The organism is Promicromonospora citrea (genome assembly GCF_013004695.1).
Classification (GTDB): Bacteria; Actinomycetota; Actinomycetes; order Actinomycetales; family Cellulomonadaceae; genus Promicromonospora; species Promicromonospora citrea.
Genome location: NZ_JABEMG010000047.1, coordinates 13,936 through 30,861 on the forward strand (window position 1 = coordinate 13,936; position 16,926 = coordinate 30,861).

The window sequence follows — 16,926 nt, forward strand, 5'->3', positions numbered from 1 at the left end:
CCCGCGGGCTCCTCAGCCCGCGTGGGCCGCCCGGCGGCCGGACGGCGCGCCGCCGCCGACGGGGCGCATGTCGATCGGCCCCGACTCCGTCACGGAGCGGGCCCGTCGACGCCGCGCGATGAGGTCCTCGATACCCGCGCCGCGCCCGAACCGGCGCCCGGGACGCACCGCGTCGCGGGCCGCGGCGTCCGCGGCGAGACGACGCTGCAGTGCGGCGACGGACGCGACCCGGTGCCCGGCAGCGGGAGCGAAGCCGAGCCGCGCGAGGAAGCGCTGCACACCGCGGTTGCCCGGCACGGGGGCCGAGTACACGTCCTCGCACTCGTGCTGCGCCGCGAGGTCGGCGGCGGCCCGCAGGAGCGCGTGCCCCACGCCGTGGCGCCGCGCGCGGGGCGCCACGAACAGCATGTCGAGGTAGAGGCTGGGCCGCTCGGCGAAGAGGTAGGCGCCCACCACCCGGCCGAGCACCACGCCGACCACCCGGCCGTCGAGGTCGGCGACCAGCACGTGGCCGCCCGCCGACAGGAGCACGCTGAGGTGCTCCAGCAGGCGGCGCGTGTCCTGGGCGCCGAGCTGGGCGCCCTCGGGCGAGTCGTCCCGGGCCTCGGCGGCCAGGGCCGCGACGGCACGGAGGTCGTCCTCGCACGCGGAACGGATCTCTAGCACGTCTCTCTCCTCCCGGGTCGTCTGGGGCTACCGGGTTCTCGGCACCGGCTCCGCGCAGACACTAGTCCCGGGTCCCGGCGCCGGAGAACACGTCGTCCCGGATTTCACCCGCTCCGCGGAGCGGGTGCGGGACGCCGAGGTCAGGCGCCGACCTGCTCGATCACGGCGTCGGCGACCTCGCGCATCGTGAGGCGGCGGTCCATCGACGTCTTCTGGATCCAGCGGAACGACTCCGGCTCCGACAGGCCCATCTTCGTCATGAGGAGGCCCTTGGCGCGGTCGACGCGCTTGCGGGTCTCGAACCGCTCGGTGAGGTCGGCGACCTCGGCCTCGAGCGCGCCGATCTGCGAGTACCGCGAGATCGCGATCTCGACGGCGGGCAGCAGGTCGGCCGGGGTGAAGGGCTTGACGACGTACGCCATGGCACCGGCGTCGCGGGCGCGCTCGACGAGCTCCGTCTGCGAGAACGCCGTGAGGAGCACCACGGGGGCCGCGTGCGCCTTGCCGATGCGCTCGGCGGCGGAGATGCCGTCCAGCTCGGGCATCTTCACGTCCATCACCACGACGTCGGGCTTCAGCTCGATCGCCAGGTTCACGGCGGTCTCGCCGTCGCCGGCCTCCCCCACCACGTCGAACCCGGCCTCGCGCAGGGTCTCCACCACGTCCATGCGGATCAGGGCCTCGTCCTCCGCCACGACGGCGCGGCGGGAGGGCTTCACGGCAGCGGCCTCCGGCTCGGCGTCGATCACGGGGGGCAGATCCAGGGGGAGCTTCTCGGTGTTCTCGTCGGTCACGGGGTACATCCTACGTCGCAGGTCCGCGGGCTTGGGGCCGGGGCCGGGGTATGGTTCGATGTCCGGCGGGACACATTTTATGTCCCCTCGGCCGGGTTGGCGGAACAGGCAGACGCGGCGCTCTCAAAAAGCGCTGCCCGCGAGGGCGTGTGGGTTCAAGTCCCACACCCGGCACCTCTCAGACGGCGACGTCGGTGGTACGCGCGTCGGGACGCGGGTCCTGGGCGTACCGCACGACCTCCAGACCGAACTCCGCGAGGATCTCCGGCAGCAGCCGCACCACGTCGCGGTCCTTCTCCTGGTTCTCGGGCGGCAGCTGCGCCCACGGCACGCCGATCATCGGGTGCACCTTCGCCGCGTCGTCGCGCACCGGGCCGGCGCGCCACCCCTGCGCCACGCGCACCTGCTCCCACAGCTCGTGCTCGGCCTCGGCCAGGCGGTCGAGCTCCTCGCCCTCGAACACGACGTCGGGCGCGCCGTCGCGCGGCGCGATGGTGGCGCCCATCCGGGCGAGGCGCTCGGGCAGCCCGACGACCCAGCCGCGGTTGGAGGCCCGCAGGTCCTCCGGCAGGTCCTCCCACCGCACCATCGCGGGCAGCTCGCCCCAGCCGATCCCGCGCTCACGCTGGTTGCGCAGGTAGACGTGGTGCACCGAGCGCGCGATCCGCTCGTACATGTCGGCGTGCGCGCGCGCCTCCTCGCGCTCGACGTCGGCCAGCAGGTCGCGCATGGTGACCGTCCGCAGGCGCCCGTCGAGGTCGTCGAGCACGCGGGAGGCCTCGCGGCCGAACGCGCGCGTCAGCCCGGCGAGGCCGTCGAGCAGGAGCACGAGCGAGCCGGGACCGCCGTGCCACAGGCTCGTGGCGGTGAGGGCCACGCGCAGGGACCGGCCCTCGTCGGCGTGGCACACATAGATGATGTCGGGCTTGCCGAGCTCGGCCAGCGCCCGCACCGCGCTCAGCTCGATCTTCTCCGCGACGGGCGACCAGCGGGTCCGCAGCGCGTCGGCCACCTCGGGCGCGTCGTCGGCCACGAGGTCGACCGCGAGGCGCACGCCGCCCGTGGCCAGCTCCCACTCCCGCGCGAGGCCGACGACGAGCGCCTTGGCGAACTCCCCCGAGCCCACGACGGCCACCCGCGTGAGCGCGGCGGGACCGCCGTCGGCGTCGAGGAGGCGGCGCACCTCGCGGACGGCGAGCGCCTGGGCCGCGATGACGTCGAGCGTGAAGAAGTCCACACCGGGCTCGGCACAGCTCAGGTGCCGCGCCTGCAGCGCGACGCCGAGCTCGGGGTCGCTCACGTGGGCGTACAGCCGGTTCGGCCCGCTGCCCGCCCGGCGCACGGCCTCCTCGGCCTCCGCGACGACGAGCACGTTCGCCGTCGCGTCGGTGCTGTCGTCGCCGCACGCGTAGAGCACGGCCGCGCCGGGCAGCCCGGCGTCGTGCAGTCCCGAGACGTCGGCGGCGCGCAGCACGCGGTGCCCGGCGGACTCGAGGGCCGCGGTGACGGTGTCGGCCGCGTCGGTGTCGCCGACGACGATGGCGTGGCCCTTCGTGCGGCGCTCCCGCATCCGGCGCAGCTCGCCGGTGAACAGGACGCGCGCGGCCTCGAACAGGGCGTAGACGGCGGTGCCGGGCGCGAGGAACCGGGCCACCTGGAGCTGCCAGGACAGCTCGCCGCCCCCGCTGGCGGGGTCGGCACCCATGACGAAGAGCTGCAGGTCCTGGTAGAGGACGTCGTACCAGGTGCGGTCCGGCAGGTGGCTCGTGTCGAGCGCGAGGCCCCAGGAGCCGAGGCCGAGCGAGACCAGCACGAGGGCACCGAACCCGACCCGGGTCCAGGGGAAGGAACGCGTCACGGGCGGAACACTAGCGACATCTCAGGCATGCCGGTGAACCCGGGCGGCCTCCGGACACACGGGCGCCGGGGCGGCACGTGGCCGCCCCGGCGTCAGCTCCCGCTGTCCGGTCCGGCGGGTCAGACCAGCGTGCGGCCCTCGGGCTGCGAGCCGATCCGGTGGACGAGGATCGAGTTGGTCGTGCCGGGCACGCCGACGGGAGCCCCGGAGACCACCACGACCGTGTCGCCCTTGGCAGCCAGGCCCTGGTCCTGCAGCGTGAGGTCCACCTGGGCCACCATCGCGTCGACCGACTCGACCTTGGGCACGAGGTACTCGTCGGTGCCCCAGGTCAGCGCGAGCGCGTTGGCGACCGCCTGCTCCGGCGTGAACGCCAGCAGCGGGATCGAGGAGCGCAGGCGCGACATCCGGCGCGCGGAGTCGCCCGACTGCGTGAACGTCACGAGGTACTTGGCCCCGAGCGTCTCGCCGATCTCGGCCGCGGCGCGCGTGATGGCGCCACCGCGCGTGTGCGGCGTCGAGCCGAGGGGCGCGATGCGCTCCCGGCCGGCCTCCTCGGTGGCCTCGATGATGCGAGCCATGGTCTGCACCGTGACGATCGGGTAGTCACCGACCGACGTCTCGCCGGACAGCATGACCGCGTCGGCGCCGTCGAGCACCGCGTTGGCGCAGTCCGAGGCCTCGGCGCGGGTCGGCGTGGGCGACGTCGTCATCGACTCGAGCACCTGGGTGGCGACGATGACCGGCTTGGCGTTGCGCCGCGCCATCTCGACGATGCGCTTCTGGACGAGCGGCACCTGCTCGAGCGGCATCTCGACCGCGAGGTCGCCGCGCGCCACCATGACGCCGTCGAACGCCGCGATGACCTCGGCGAGGTTCTCGACGGCCTGCGGCTTCTCGATCTTCGCGATGACGGGGACCGTGCGGCCCTCCTCCTCCATCACGCGGCGGACGTCCTCGTAGTCCTTGGCGGACCGCACGAAGGACAGCGCGATGAAGTCGGCGCCCAGCTCGAGCGCCCAGCGCAGGTCGTCCTCGTCCTTGTCGGACAGGGCGGGCACCGACACCGCGACACCGGGCAGGTTGATGCCCTTGTTGTTGGAGACGGGCCCGGGGACCTCGACCTCCGTGACGACGCGTGGGCCGTCGACGGCGGTGACGCGCACGCGCACCTTGCCGTCGTCGATCAGCAGCGGGTCGCCGACCTTGGCGTCCTGCGCCAGGCCCTTGTGGGTGGTCGACACGATCTCCCGCGTGCCGAGGACGTCCTCGGTCGTGATGGTGAAGGTGTCGCCCTTGTTGAGGAAGTGCTTCTCGTCGTTCTCGAACCGGCCGAGCCGGATCTTGGGGCCCTGCAGGTCGACGAGGACGGCGACGGACTTGCCCGCCGCCTCGGCGGCCTCTCGCACGTGTCGGTAGACCGCCGCGTGCGCCTCCTGCTCGCCGTGGCTGCGGTTGATCCGCGCCACGTTCATGCCGGCGTCGACGAGCTCCCGGAGTTTCTCCGGGCTCTCCGTGGCGGGTCCGATGGTGCACACGATCTTGGCTCTGCGCATGTCTCCAGCCTAGGCGTGGTGGGCGCCGGGGCGCCCTGTGGTGGTGTACAACTCCCGGAACGGTTCTCGGGTCACGACCGCAGAGCGAACGTGCGCGGACGCACCGGGGCGGGCAGCTCCGTGCTGCCCTGCAGGTAGGAGTCGACGGCTGCGGCCGCTGCGCGGCCCTCCGCGATCGCCCACACGATGAGGGACTGGCCACGGCCGGCGTCGCCGGCCACGAACACACCCGGCAGGCTAGCCGCGTAGTCGTCGCCGCGCGCCACGAGGCCGCGGTCCGTGATCTCGATGCCGGTCTGCTCCTCGAGCGCGCCGGTCTCCGGGCCCGTGAAGCCCATGGCCACCAGCACCAGGTCGGCGGGGATCTCGCGCTCGGTGCCGGGGGCCGGCACGCGGCGCCCGTCGGGCAGGTACTGCGTCTCGGCGACCTTGAGCGCACGCACGGCGCCGTCGGCGTCCGGCACGAACTCGACGGTCGAGGCCAGCCACGTCCGCTCGCCGCCCTCCTCGTGCGAGGTCGAGACCTCGAACAGGATCGGGTCGGTCGGCCACGGCTGGTGCGCGGGGCGCTCGAGCGGCGGCCTCTTGCCGATCGCCAGCGTGGTGACGCTCGCGGCACCCTGGCGCAGCGCGGTGCCGAGGCAGTCCGAGCCGGTGTCGCCGCCGCCGATGATGACGACGTGCTTGCCCTCCGCGGACGGCGCGCCCTCCGGCAGGTCGGCGGGGTCGCCCGACGCGACGGCGTGGTTGGCCGGCGTCAGGAAGTCCATCGCGTAGTGGATGCCCGCCAGGTCGCGCCCGGGCAGGGGCAGGTCGCGCGGGACGGTGGCGCCCGTCGCGACCACGACGGCGTCGAACCGGCGGCGCAGCGCGTCCCAGCTCATGTCCTCGCCGATGGTCACCCCGGGGCGGAAGCGCGTGCCCTCGGCCTCCATCTGGGCGAGGCGACGGTCGATGTGGTGCTTCTCGAGCTTGAAGTCGGGGATGCCGTAGCGCAGCAGGCCGCCGATGGCGGGGTCGCGCTCGTACACGACGACGGTGTGCCCGGCGCGCGTGAGCTGCTGCGCGGCGGCCAGGCCCGCGGGCCCCGAGCCGACGACGGCGACCGTCGAGCCCGTGAGCCGCTCCGGCACGTGCGGCGTGACCAGGCCGCGAGCGAACGCCTCGTCGATGATCGACACCTCGACGTTCTTGATCGTCACGGCCGGCTGGTTGATGCCGAGCACACAGGACGACTCGCACGGTGCCGGGCACACCCGCCCGGTGAACTCCGGGAAGTTGTTCGTGGCGTGCAGGCGGTCGATCGCGTCGGCCCACTGCCCGCGCCAGACGAGGTCGTTCCAGTCCGGGATGAGGTTGCCCAGCGGGCAGCCCTGGTGACAGAACGGCACGCCGCAGTCCATGCAGCGGCCCGCCTGCTCCTTGAGGAACGGCTGTCCGTCCACCCGGTGCTCGTGCGTGTCCTTCCAGTCCCGCAGGCGCACCTCGACGGGCCGGTTGGGCGGGAGCTCGCGCTCCCGCACCTTGAGGAATCCTCTGGGGTCAGCCACGTGCCACCTCCATGATCTGGTTCCACACGGACGGGTCCCACCGGGACGAGCCCGAGATGTCGGTGCCTGCGGCTTCCGCCTCGGCGAGGGCCTGGCGCACACGCGCCCAGCCGGGGGGCAGCAGGCGGCTGAACCGGCCGCGCGCCGCCTCGGGGTCGGCGAGCAGCTCGCTCGCCACGGCGGAGCCCGTCTCGGCCACGTGCCGCTCCAGCAGGCCGCGCACGACCGCCCAGTCGGCGTCGTCGAGCGCCGAGACCGCGAGCTCGCCCGCCGCGAGCGCCGCCTGGTTGACCCGCGACGCGCGCAGGTCGAGGAAGTAGGCGGTGCCGCCGGACATGCCGGCGCCGACGTTGCGGCCCGTGGGGCCGAGCACCAGCACGGTGCCGCCGGTCATGTACTCGCACGCGTGGTCGCCCACGCCCTCGGCGACCAGGGTGGCGCCGGAGTTGCGCACGCCGAACCGCTCCCCCACGCGCCCGCGCAGGTAGATCTCGCCGGAGGTGGCGCCGTAGCCGATGACGTTGCCCGCGATGACATCGTCGCCGCCGAGCACGGCCGCCTTGTCCGGGCGTACCGCGATGCGGCCGCCCGACAGGCCCTTGCCGACGTAGTCGTTGGCGTCGCCGAACAGGCGCAGCGTGACGCCGCGGGGCACGAACGCGCCGAGCGACTGGCCGGCCGACCCGGTGAGGACGACCTCGATGGTGTCGTCGGGCAGGCCCGCGCCGCGGTAGCGCTTGGTCACCTCGTGGCCGAGCAGGGTGCCGACCGTGCGGTTGACGTTGCGGACCGGCAGCTCGACGCGCACGCGTTCGCCACGTTCCAGCGCCGGGGCGGCCGCCGCGACGAGCTGGTTGTCCAGCGCGCGCGACAGGCCGTGGTCCTGCGCCGTCGTGTGCCGCAGCGAGGAGCCCTCCTTGGGCCGGGGCTGCGCCAGCACGGGCGTGAGGTCGAGGCCCTGGGCCTTCCAGTGGTCGACGGCCTTGCGGGTGTCGAGCACCTGCACCTGGCCGACGGCCTCCTGGAGGCTGCGGAACCCGAGCGCCGCGAGGTGCTCGCGCACCTCCTGGGCGATGAACTCGAAGAAGTTCACGACGAACTCGGGCTTGCCGGTGAACCGGGCGCGCAGCTCGGGGTTCTGCGTCGCGACGCCGACCGGGCAGGTGTCCAGGTGGCACACGCGCATCATGACGCAGCCCGAGACCACCATCGGCGCCGTCGCGAAGCCGAACTCCTCGGCCCCGAGCAGGGCGGCCACGACGACGTCGCGGCCGGTCTTCATCTGGCCGTCGACCTGGACCACGATCCGGTCGCGCAGGTCGTTGAGCACGAGGGTCTGCTGGGTCTCGGCGAGGCCGATCTCCCACGGCGTGCCCGCGTGCTTGAGCGACGTGAGCGGCGAGGCGCCCGTGCCGCCGTCGTGCCCGGAGATGAGCACGACGTCGGCGTGCGCCTTGGAGACGCCGGTCGCCACGGTGCCGACGCCGAACTCGCTGACCAGCTTCACGTGGACGCGGGCGTCGGGGTTGGCGTTCTTGGCGTCGTGGATGAGCTGCGCCAGGTCCTCGATCGAGTAGATGTCGTGGTGCGGCGGCGGGGAGATGAGCCCGACGCCGGGCGTCGAGTGCCGGGTCTTGGCCACCCACGGGTAGACCTTGGGTCCGGGCAGCTGACCGCCCTCGCCCGGCTTGGCGCCCTGGGCGAGCTTGATCTGGATGTCGGTCGCGTGGGTGAGGTACTCGGCGGTCACGCCGAACCGGCCCGAGGCGATCTGCTTGACGCGCGAGCGGCGCTCGTCGTCGTACAGGCGCTCCGGGTCCTCGCCGCCCTCGCCCGTGTTGGACCGGCCGCCGAGGCGGTTCATGGCGACGGCGAGGGTCTCGTGCGCCTCGGCCGAGATCGACCCGTAGGACATGGCGCCGGTGTTGAACAGCTTCACGATCTCGCTGACCGGCTGGACCTCGTCGATCGGCACGGGCTCGCGGTCCGGGTTGAACCGCAGCAGGCCGCGCAGCGTCATGAGGCGCTCGGACTGCTCGTCCACGCGCCGCGTGTACTGGCGGAAGATGTCCATCCGGCCCGAGCGGGTCGCGTGCTGCAGGCGGAAGACCGTCTCGGGGTCGAAGAGGTGCTCCTCGCCGTCGCGGCGCCACTGGTACTCGCCGCCGGTGGTGAGGCGCTCGCCCGGCTTCTTGTTGCCCGACGGCGGGTACGCCTCGGCGTGCCGCGCCGCGACCTCGGCCGCGATGACGTCGAGGCCGATGCCGCCGAGGCGCGAGGTGGTGCCGGTGAAGTAGTCGTCGACCAGGTCCTGCGAGAGCCCGATCGCCTCGAAGATCTGTGCGCCGCGGTAGGACATGATCGTGGAGATGCCCATCTTGGACATCACCTTGAGCACGCCCTTGCCGAGGGCCTTGATGAGGTTGGCCACGGCCTGCTCGGGCGTGACGTCGAGGTAGCCGCGGCGGGCGAGGTCCTCGACGGTCTCCATCGCGAGGTACGGGTTGATCGCCGCCGCCCCGTAGCCGATGAGCAGCGCGACGTGGTGCACCTCGCGCACGTCGCCCGCCTCGACCACGAGCGACACCCGGTTGCGGGTGTGCTTGCGCACCAGGTGGTGGTGGACGGCGCTGGTCAGCAGCAGCGACGGGATCGGCGCGAGCTCGGAGTTCGCGTCGCGGTCCGACAGCACCAGGAAGCTCGCGCCCTCCTCGACGTACCGGTCGACCTCGGCGAAGATCTCCTCCAGCCGGGCCAGCAGCGCCGCGCCGCCGCCCGAGACCTCGTAGAGGCCCTGGACCGTCTCGGCCCGGAACACGCCCTCGAGCTCGCGGTCGCGCTCGACGTGCACGATCTTGGCGAGCTGGTCGTTGTCGAGCACCGGGAAGCCGAGCACGAGCTTGCGTGCGTGCTCCGGCAGGTCCTCCAGCAGGTTCGGCTCCGGGCCGATGGCGCTGCCGATCGCGGTGACCAGCTCCTCGCGGATCGCGTCCAGCGGCGGGTTGGTCACCTGGGCGAACATCTGGGTGAAGTAGTCGAACAGCAGGCGCGGGCGCTGCGAGAGCACCGCGACCGGCGTGTCGGACCCCATGGCGCCGAGCGGCTCGCCGCCCGTCGTCGCCATGGGCGAGAGGATGACCTTGAGCTCCTCCTCGGTGTACCCGAACGCGCGCTGGCGGCGGCGCACCGAGGCCGGGCTGTGGGCGACGTGCTCGCGCTCGGGCAGCTCGTCGAGGTAGACGGAGTGCTCGCGGATCCAGTCCGCGTAGGGGTGCTGCGCGGCGAGCCCCGACTTGACCTCCTCGTCCTCGACGATGCGGCCGGAGCCGGTGTCGACCAGGAACATCTTGCCGGGCTCGAGCCGGCCCTTGCGCACCACGGTGGCGGGGTCGATGTCGAGCACGCCGGCCTCCGAGGCGAGCACGACGAGGCCGTCCTCGGTCACCCACCAGCGCCCGGGGCGCAGACCGTTGCGGTCGAGCACGGCGCCGATGAGGGTGCCGTCCGTGAACGTCAGGGAGGCGGGGCCGTCCCACGGCTCGATGAGGTTGGCGTTGTACTCGTAGAAGGCCCGCAGCGCCGGGTCCATGCCCGGGTTGTTCTCCCAGGCCTCCGGCACCATCATCAGCACGGAGTGCGGCAGCGACCGGCCGCTCAGGTGCAGCAGCTCGAGCACCTCGTCGAAGCTGGCCGAGTCGCTCGCGCCCGGCGAGCAGACCGGCTGCAGCGGTGCCAGGTCGCCTAGCAGCTCGGACTCCATGGTGCCCTCGCGCGCCGCCACCCAGTTGCGGTTGCCGCGCACGGTGTTGATCTCGCCGTTGTGGGCCAGCAGCCGGAACGGCTGGGCCAGCGGCCACGACGGGAACGTGTTGGTGGAGAACCGCGAGTGGACCAGCGCCAGCTCGGTCGCATAGCGCGGGTCCGACAGGTCGGGGAAGAACGGCTCGAGCTGCGCCGTGGTGAGCATGCCCTTGTAGGTCAGGGTGCGGGCGCTCAGCGAGGCGAAGTACAGACCGATCTCGTTCTCGGCGCGCTTGCGCAGGCGGTAGCAGCGGCGGTCCAGGTCGATGCCGGACAGCCCGCGCGACGGGTCCGCGACGACGATCTGCCGGAACACCGGCATCGACGCACGCGCCGTGGGGCCGACGATGCCCGCGTCCACCGGCACGTCCCGCCACGCCAGCACGTCGAGCTTCTCCTCGGCCGCGAGCGCCTCGACGCGGCGCTCCATCTGCGCGCGCTCGGCGTCGTCGGTCGGCAGGAAGGCCGTGCCGATGGCGTACATGCCCGCCGGCGGCAGGTCGACGCCCACCACGTCACGCACGAACGCGTCGGGGATCTGCGTCAGGATGCCGGCACCGTCGCCGCTGTCCTCCTCCGCCCCCACCGCGCCGCGGTGGTCGAGGTTCAGCAGCGCGGTGAGCCCGGCGTCCACGATGTCGCGCCCGGGCGTGCCGCGGAGGGTCGCCACGAAGGCGACGCCGCACGCGTCGTGCTCGGCAGACGGGTCGTACAGGCCGCCATCCATCCTCTGCGCGGGCAGCCCAACCTTCTGTGTCGGCAACGGCTTGGTCATGGGTCCTCACAGGCACCCGGCCAGGGCCGGGCGCGGTACTTGCGGTGGTCCGGGACGACGGCGGCCCGGTCGGTCAGGGAGGCTCGTCGTCCGGTGGTTCCCGGCGCCGCGCCCCTCAGGTGCGCGCGGAGGCGTCCGCGTCGGACTCCTCCACTGCTGCTGTCTTGCCTTCCTCCGGCTCGGCCGCTGCCTCGCCGGTCCCTGCGCCTGCTGGGTCGGGCCCCGGCTCGACCCGTGGGTCCGCCGGTGGTTCGTCGTCCCGTGGTCGCACCCGTACCGACTCCTCCCTGGTGGGGAACCTGCGAGCCAGCACGACCGAGACCACCAGGGCCGCGAGACCCAGGAGGATCGAGGTCCAGACGTTGAGGCGGAGCCCCGCCACCACCTCCGCATCGTCGATGCGGAGCATCTCGATCCAGGCCCGTCCGAGAGTGTAGAACAGGACGTACGCCCAGAATACCCGCCCATGACCCAACCTGAACCTCCGGTCGAGGAAGAGCAGGGCCGCGGCCGCCACGAGGTTCCACAGCAGCTCGTACAGGAACGTGGGGTGGAACAGCGTCCCCTCGGGGTACGGCACGCCGGTCGCCGGGTTGGTCACGAGGTACCCGGCGTCGATGTGCAGGCCCCACGGCAGCTCCGTGGGGCGGCCGTACAGCTCCTGGTTGAACCAGTTGCCGAGCCGGCCGACGGCCTGCGCCAGGAGCAGGCCGGGCGCGACGGCGTCGGCGAAGGACGGGAACCGGACGCCCAGCCTGCGGCAGCCGAGCCACGCGCCGACGGCGCCCAGCGCGACGGCGCCCCAGATGCCGAGCCCGCCCTCCCACACGTACAGCGCGCTGACGGGGTCGCCGCCGCCCGAGAAGTTCTCGCCGAAGTACCGGTCCGGCGACGAGAGCACGTGGTACAGCCTGCCGCCCACGATGCCGAACGGGACCGCCCAGAACGCGATCTCCAGCACGTCGTCCGGGCGCCCCCCGCGCGCCCGCCACCGCACGGCGGTGAGCCAGACGGCGACGACGATGCCGGCGAGGATCGCCAGCGCGTAGGCCCGCAGGGGGAAGATGCCCAGGTACCACGTGTGCGCCGACGGGCTCGGGATGCCCGCGGGCACCGCTGCGGGCAGCACGGCAGGAAGCTCCACGGGAGCGGCCTGCAGCGCGGTCAGCAGCGTCACGGTACCTCTTCGGGGACGACGGTCGCGCCTGCGGGTGCGGTGGCGCGAGCCGACCGTACCCCGGCTGCGAGGTCTTCCGTCACCTCCGTCAGATCTGTGAGACGGGCGGCCCACTGCTCGTCGGTCAGCGGCCCGTCGGACAGCAGCGGGCGCACGAGGGCGGAGCCCACGATGACGCCGTCGGCGAAGCGGCCGACCTCGGCGGCCTGCGTGCCGTTCGAGACGCCGAGGCCCACGCAGACGTTCTCGGCGCCGGCCGCGCGCGTGTCGGCAACGAGCTGCTCGGCACGGGAGCCCACCTGGTTCCGCTCCCCCGTCACGCCCATCAGCGACGCCGCGTACACGAACCCGCGGGTGGCGCCGACGGTGAGGCGCAGGCGCTCCGTGGTCGAGCTCGGCGCCACGAGGAACACCCGGTCGAGACCGTGCGCCTCGCTGGCCGCGAGCCAGTCGGCGCCCTCGTCCGGGATGAGGTCCGGCGTGATGAGCCCGGCGCCCCCCGCCGCGGCCAGGTCGCGCGCGAACGCGTCGGGACCGTACTTGAGCACGGGGTTCCAGTACGTCATGACGAGCACCGGCACGTGCGGCGCGTACCGCGCCAGCTCGGCCACCACGCGGAACACGTCCGGCACGCGCGCGCCCGCGTCGAGCGCACCCTGGGCGGCGGCCTGGATGACGGGGCCGTCCAGCACGGGGTCCGTGTAGGGCACGCCGAGCTCGATGATGTCGACGCCGTGGTCGACGAGCGTCTTCAGCGCCTCGACCGACCGCTCCACGGTCGGGTAGCCCACGGGCAGGTAGCCCACGAGCGCGGGCCTGTTCTCCTCCCGGCGCAGGCGCTCGATGAGCGCGGCCGTGCCCGCCGTCGTCTCTGCCGCCGTGGTCATCCCCGGCCCTCCTGTCGCTCCAGCTCCTCGGCCGCCGCGCCCTCCTCGAGCAGCCCGAACCACCGGGCGGCGGTCGCCACGTCCTTGTCGCCGCGCCCGGAGAGGTTGACGAGCAGCAGCAGCGGCTCGCCGTCCGGCCCGGTGCGGCCGTCCGCCGCCGCCTGCTGCCCCACGCGCAGCGCGCCCGCGAGGGCGTGCGCCGACTCGATGGCCGGGATGATGCCCTCGGTGCGGCACAGCAGGCGGAACGCGTCCATCGCCTCGGCGTCCGTCACCGGCTCGTACGTCGCGCGCCCCAGGTCGTGCAGCCACGAGTGGGCCGGGCCGACGCTCGGGTAGTCCAGGCCCGCCGACACGGAGTGGCTGGGCAACGTCTGCCCGTCCTCGTCCTGCAGCAGGTACGACTTGGCGCCGTGCAGCACGCCGAGCGCGCCGCCGCTGAACCGGGCGGCGTGCCTGCCCGACTCGATGCCCTCGCCGCCGGCCTCGAAGCCGCGCAGCTCGACGTCCTCGTCGTCGAGGAACGCGTTGAAGATGCCCAGCGCGTTGGACCCGCCGCCCACGCACGCGGCGACGACGTCGGGCAGCCGGCCGGCGCGCTGCAGCACCTGCTCACGCGCCTCCTCGCCGATGATGCGGTGGAACTGGCGCACCATCTCGGGGAACGGGTGCGGCCCCGTGACCGTGCCGAGCAGGTAGTGCGTCGTCTCGACGTTGGCCACCCAGTCGCGCAGCGCCTCGTTGATCGCGTCCTTGAGCGTCCGCGAGCCGATCTTCACCGGCACGACCTCCGCGCCGAGCAGGCGCATGCGGGCCACGTTGAGGGCCTGCCGTCGCGTGTCCTCCTCGCCCATGTAGATGACGCACTCGAGGTCCATGAGCGCGGCGGCGGTCGCGGTGGCGACACCGTGCTGGCCCGCACCCGTCTCGGCGATGAGGCGCTTCTTGCCCATGCGCTTGACCAGCAGGGCCTGCCCCAGCACGTTGTTGATCTTGTGCGAGCCCGTGTGGTTGAGGTCCTCGCGCTTGAGGAACACCCGGGCGTTCCCGGCGTGCCGCGCGAACCGCGGCACCTCGGTCAGCGGGCTGGGGCGGCCGGTGTACTCGCGGTGCAGGCGCTGCAGCTCGGCCGCGAAGGCCGGGTCGTCGGCGGCCTTGCGGAACTCGGTCTCCAGCTCGTCGAGCGCCGCGATGAGCGCCTCGGGCACGTACCGGCCGCCGTACTCGCCGAAGTACGGGCCGGAGACGTCGGCCAGCTTCACATCGGTCACCAGGGTTCCTCTCGGGCGGTCGGGGTCACGCGCCGGGCGCGTGGTCGGGGGCTGTCAGGACGGGCGCACCGACTTCAGCGACGGGTGGGAGCCCGCCGCCACGAGGTCGGCCACCGACGCGCGGGGCGCGCCGTCGGTGACGAGCGCCTCGCCCACCAGGACGGCGTCCGCCCCGGCGCGCGCCATCTCCATCACGTCGTGCGGGCCGCGGATGCCGGACTCGGCGACCTTGACCACGTCGTCCGGGATGTACTCGGCGAGGCTGCTGAACAGGCCCCGGTCGAGCTCGAGCGTCTTGAGGTTGCGGTGGTTGACGCCGACCACCCGGGCGCCGGCGTCGACCGCGCGGCGCACCTCGTCGAGGTTGTGCGTCTCCACGAGAGCCGTCATGCCGAGCGAGTGCACACGCTCGACGAGCGACTCGAGCACGGTCTGCTCGAGGGCCGCGACGATGAGCAGCACGAGGTCGGCGCCGTGGGCGCGCGCCTCCCACACCTGGTACGGCGTGACGACGAAGTCCTTGCGCAGCACCGGCACGTCCACCCGGCCGCGGACGGCGTCCAGGTCGGCGAGCGAGCCGTGGAACCGGCGCTGCTCGGTGAGCACGGAGATGACGGACGCGCCGCCGCTCTCGTACTCGACGGCGAGCGCCGCCGGGTCGTCGATCGGCGCGAGCGAGCCCTTGCTGGGGCTGGAGCGCTTCACCTCGGCGATGACCGAGACGGCGTCCGCCTGCCTCAGGCGGCCGAGGCACTCGAGGGCCCCGGGCACCGCGGCGGCACGCTCCTTCAGCGCGTCGAGCGACACGCGCGCCTCACGTTCCGCGAGGTCCTCACGAACCCCCGCGACGATGTCCTCCAGGACCGACATGTATGAGCCTCCCCGTGGCCTGTGTCCTCGCCCTGCGTCGTCGGAACGCTCCGGACGCCTGACGTCTTCCGTGCTCGACCCCGCGCCGGACGTCCGCTGTGCTCGCGTCCGCTGCTCGCGTCGTGCTCTGTCTCGGCCGCCCCCCGCACCGCGCCGGTCGCGCGGGTCCTCCCGGGTGGCCACCCCCACCGGCCATCGTAGGCGTCGCGGGGGTGTGGTCCTGACCACTCCCGGACCGTGAGACGCCGGGCCCGGCGCGGAGGCGGTCGCGGGACCGGTCAGGAACCGGGCGTGGACCGGGCCCCGACGGGGCCTCGACGGGGCCTCGACGGACTCAGAGCCAGGGGGTGAGCACGGGCTGCAGGGCCGGGAGGTTGCGCGTCACGAAGAACGCGAGCGCGACCGCGAGCGTCACCCAGCCCGCCGTCACGGGGGACGGCCCGCGCACCGGGCGGCCACGGGCCGCCGCGACCAGCCAGGCGAGCCAGAGGACCACGAGCACGGGCGCGACGACCGTCCACAGCGCGTTCGCCGACCAGGCGCCCGCGAGGTCGAGGTGCGCGAGGTCGTGCGTCGCGCGCAGGCCGCCGCACAGCGGGCAGGCCAGTCCGGTGAGCTCGAGCAGCGGGCAGAACCCGTAGGAGCCGCGCACGTGCGGGTCCCGGACGGCGAGCACCAGGGTGGCGGCCGCGAAGGCCGCCCCGGTCAGCAGGGGTGCGCGGAGCGCGCGCCCGCCGGGGCGTCCGTCACGAGCCGGGGCGACGCCGGGGGCGCCGCCCGCCGGCTCAGGAACCGAGACCACTCGCGACGAACCGGGTGATCGCGACGACGACCACCCCGGCGAGGATGACGATCGACACCCAGCCGAGCACGACGCCCGTCAGGGCCATGCCCTCGTTGTCGGCCTCGCCGGCCCGCACGGCCCGGCGGGCCTGGTTGCCGACGATGATGGCGGGCACGCCCGTGACGGCGCCCAGCGCGAGCACGACCGACGCGATGCCCAGCACCAGGGACCACACCCCCAGGCTGTTACGGGGGTAGGCGCCGGCGGGTGCGGGCATCGCGAGCTCGGTCATGGGGCTACCGTCCTGCCTTCTTCTCGACCTGCTTCTGGCCCAGGCCCATGTTGCGCAGCACCAGGCCGACGATCAGGGACACGAGCACGACCACGAGGCCGAGCACGAAGACGACGACGCCGGCCGACGAGGACGCGGCCAGGACGAGCCCCCACGCGGAGACCAGGACGCCGAGCGTGATGCCTGCCATCGTCACCCACGCGGCGACCGTGTGGCCGTGGTTGTGCGGCGGGACGCCCGGGGGCAGGTAGGCGATCTCGGGGTTGTTCTCGGTCATCGCAGGTGAGTGCCTTTCGTGTCGTGCGGTACTCGCTCAGCCTAACCGCTCACCGGCAGGTCAGCGGCCCGGCCGGGTCAGCCGCGGGTGGGGTCGTCGCCGCGGGACAGGGCGTCCCAGGCGTCGTGCGGGTCGATCTCGTCGCCGGACTCGTCGCCGGGCCCGCCGTCGGGCTCTGCGGCAGACCCTGCGACTGCCGCGCCACCGTCGGCAGCGGAGGGCGCGGCGGGCGCCGCGCCTCACCGTGGAGCGCTCCGTGGGCGACAGCGGTCCCGGGCCGGTCGGGGGAGCCGCCGCGGGCGGGGCGGTGGCGCTGCTGGTGGTGTCATCGCGGGCGGGGGCGCTGCGGAGCGGGGCGTCGGCGGTGG

General features: G+C 73.6%; 13 protein-coding genes and 1 tRNA gene. 1 reads left to right on the plus strand and 13 read right to left on the minus strand.

Annotated elements, in window-relative coordinates; genetic code table 11:
- Positions 1–12: 12 nt before the first annotated feature.
- Both HLB15_RS11070 and HLB15_RS11075 read right to left on the minus strand, forming a co-directional pair.
- Positions 13–666 (minus strand): GNAT family N-acetyltransferase, encoded by a 654-nt coding sequence (locus HLB15_RS11070; RefSeq protein WP_171105568.1) that lies wholly within the window; start codon positions 664–666, stop codon positions 13–15.
- A gap of 140 nt (positions 667–806) precedes the next feature.
- Entirely contained in the window at positions 807–1,469 is a 663-nt protein-coding gene (locus HLB15_RS11075; RefSeq protein ID WP_171105569.1) for an ANTAR domain-containing response regulator, read from the minus strand.
- Between the two features lie 81 nt (positions 1,470–1,550).
- Here HLB15_RS11075 and HLB15_RS11080 point away from each other — a divergent pair.
- A tRNA-Leu gene (locus HLB15_RS11080) sits at positions 1,551–1,634 on the plus strand.
- Positions 1,635–1,638: 4 nt separating this feature from the next.
- Here the strand turns inward: HLB15_RS11080 and HLB15_RS24810 are convergent.
- The 11 genes from HLB15_RS24810 to HLB15_RS11135 all read right to left on the minus strand — a co-directional run bounded on the left by HLB15_RS24810 (position 1,639) and on the right by HLB15_RS11135 (position 16,558).
- Positions 1,639–3,318: a RyR domain-containing protein gene (locus tag HLB15_RS24810; protein WP_171105571.1), complete on the minus strand. Its 1,680-nt coding sequence runs from the start codon at positions 3,316–3,318 to the stop codon at positions 1,639–1,641.
- Between the two features lie 119 nt (positions 3,319–3,437).
- The gene (gene pyk, locus HLB15_RS11090) at positions 3,438–4,874 is read right to left on the minus strand and encodes a pyruvate kinase (protein WP_171105573.1); all 1,437 of its coding nucleotides are present in this window, start codon (positions 4,872–4,874) and stop codon (positions 3,438–3,440) included.
- Between the two features lie 71 nt (positions 4,875–4,945).
- Complete coding sequence (locus HLB15_RS11095; protein ID WP_171105576.1) at positions 4,946–6,424, minus strand: glutamate synthase subunit beta; 1,479 nt, start codon at positions 6,422–6,424, stop codon at positions 4,946–4,948.
- Positions 6,417–11,000 carry a glutamate synthase large subunit gene (gene gltB / locus HLB15_RS11100; protein ID WP_229785673.1) on the minus strand — a complete coding sequence of 1,528 codons (4,584 nt, stop codon included), beginning with the start codon at positions 10,998–11,000 and terminating at the stop codon, positions 6,417–6,419. The genes HLB15_RS11095 and gltB overlap by 8 nt, the downstream gene beginning before the upstream one ends.
- A gap of 115 nt (positions 11,001–11,115) precedes the next feature.
- Positions 11,116–12,177 (minus strand): prolipoprotein diacylglyceryl transferase, encoded by a 1,062-nt coding sequence (gene lgt / locus HLB15_RS11105; RefSeq protein WP_171105578.1) that lies wholly within the window; start codon positions 12,175–12,177, stop codon positions 11,116–11,118.
- Complete coding sequence (trpA, locus tag HLB15_RS11110; protein ID WP_171105580.1) at positions 12,174–13,064, minus strand: tryptophan synthase subunit alpha; 891 nt, start codon at positions 13,062–13,064, stop codon at positions 12,174–12,176. Before trpA ends, lgt begins: the two co-directional genes overlap by 4 nt.
- Complete coding sequence (gene trpB, locus HLB15_RS11115; protein WP_171105582.1) at positions 13,061–14,335, minus strand: tryptophan synthase subunit beta; 1,275 nt, start codon at positions 14,333–14,335, stop codon at positions 13,061–13,063. The genes trpA and trpB overlap by 4 nt, the downstream gene beginning before the upstream one ends.
- A gap of 54 nt (positions 14,336–14,389) precedes the next feature.
- On the minus strand, positions 14,390–15,205 hold the full coding sequence (gene trpC, locus HLB15_RS11120) for an indole-3-glycerol phosphate synthase TrpC (RefSeq protein ID WP_171105584.1): 816 nt from the start codon (positions 15,203–15,205) through the stop codon (positions 14,390–14,392).
- 334 nt (positions 15,206–15,539) lie between these two features.
- Complete coding sequence (locus HLB15_RS11125) at positions 15,540–16,007, minus strand: DUF2752 domain-containing protein (RefSeq protein WP_171105586.1); 468 nt, start codon at positions 16,005–16,007, stop codon at positions 15,540–15,542.
- Positions 15,991–16,281, minus strand: coding sequence for a DUF4190 domain-containing protein (locus HLB15_RS11130; RefSeq protein WP_171105588.1), 291 nt, complete (start codon positions 16,279–16,281; stop codon positions 15,991–15,993). The genes HLB15_RS11125 and HLB15_RS11130 overlap by 17 nt, the downstream gene beginning before the upstream one ends.
- 4 nt (positions 16,282–16,285) lie before the next feature.
- Complete coding sequence (locus HLB15_RS11135) at positions 16,286–16,558, minus strand: HGxxPAAW family protein (RefSeq protein ID WP_171105591.1); 273 nt, start codon at positions 16,556–16,558, stop codon at positions 16,286–16,288.
- Between the last annotated feature and the right edge of the window lie 368 nt (positions 16,559–16,926).

Excerpts from the sequence above, each read along its gene's own strand:
- trpA (WP_171105580.1), bottom strand. The coding sequence starts at position 13,064 with ATGACCACGGCGGCAGAGACGACGGCGGGCACGGCCGCGCTCATCGAG.
- trpC (WP_171105584.1), bottom strand. The coding sequence starts at position 15,205 with ATGTCGGTCCTGGAGGACATCGTCGCGGGGGTTCGTGAGGACCTCGCG.
- HLB15_RS11075 (WP_171105569.1), bottom strand. The coding sequence starts at position 1,469 with ATGTACCCCGTGACCGACGAGAACACCGAGAAGCTCCCCCTGGATCTG.
- gltB (WP_229785673.1), bottom strand. The coding sequence starts at position 11,000 with ATGACCAAGCCGTTGCCGACACAGAAGGTTGGGCTGCCCGCGCAGAGG.
- HLB15_RS11130 (WP_171105588.1), bottom strand. The coding sequence starts at position 16,281 with ATGACCGAGCTCGCGATGCCCGCACCCGCCGGCGCCTACCCCCGTAAC.
- HLB15_RS11135 (WP_171105591.1), bottom strand. The coding sequence starts at position 16,558 with ATGACCGAGAACAACCCCGAGATCGCCTACCTGCCCCCGGGCGTCCCG.
- pyk (WP_171105573.1), bottom strand. The coding sequence starts at position 4,874 with ATGCGCAGAGCCAAGATCGTGTGCACCATCGGACCCGCCACGGAGAGC.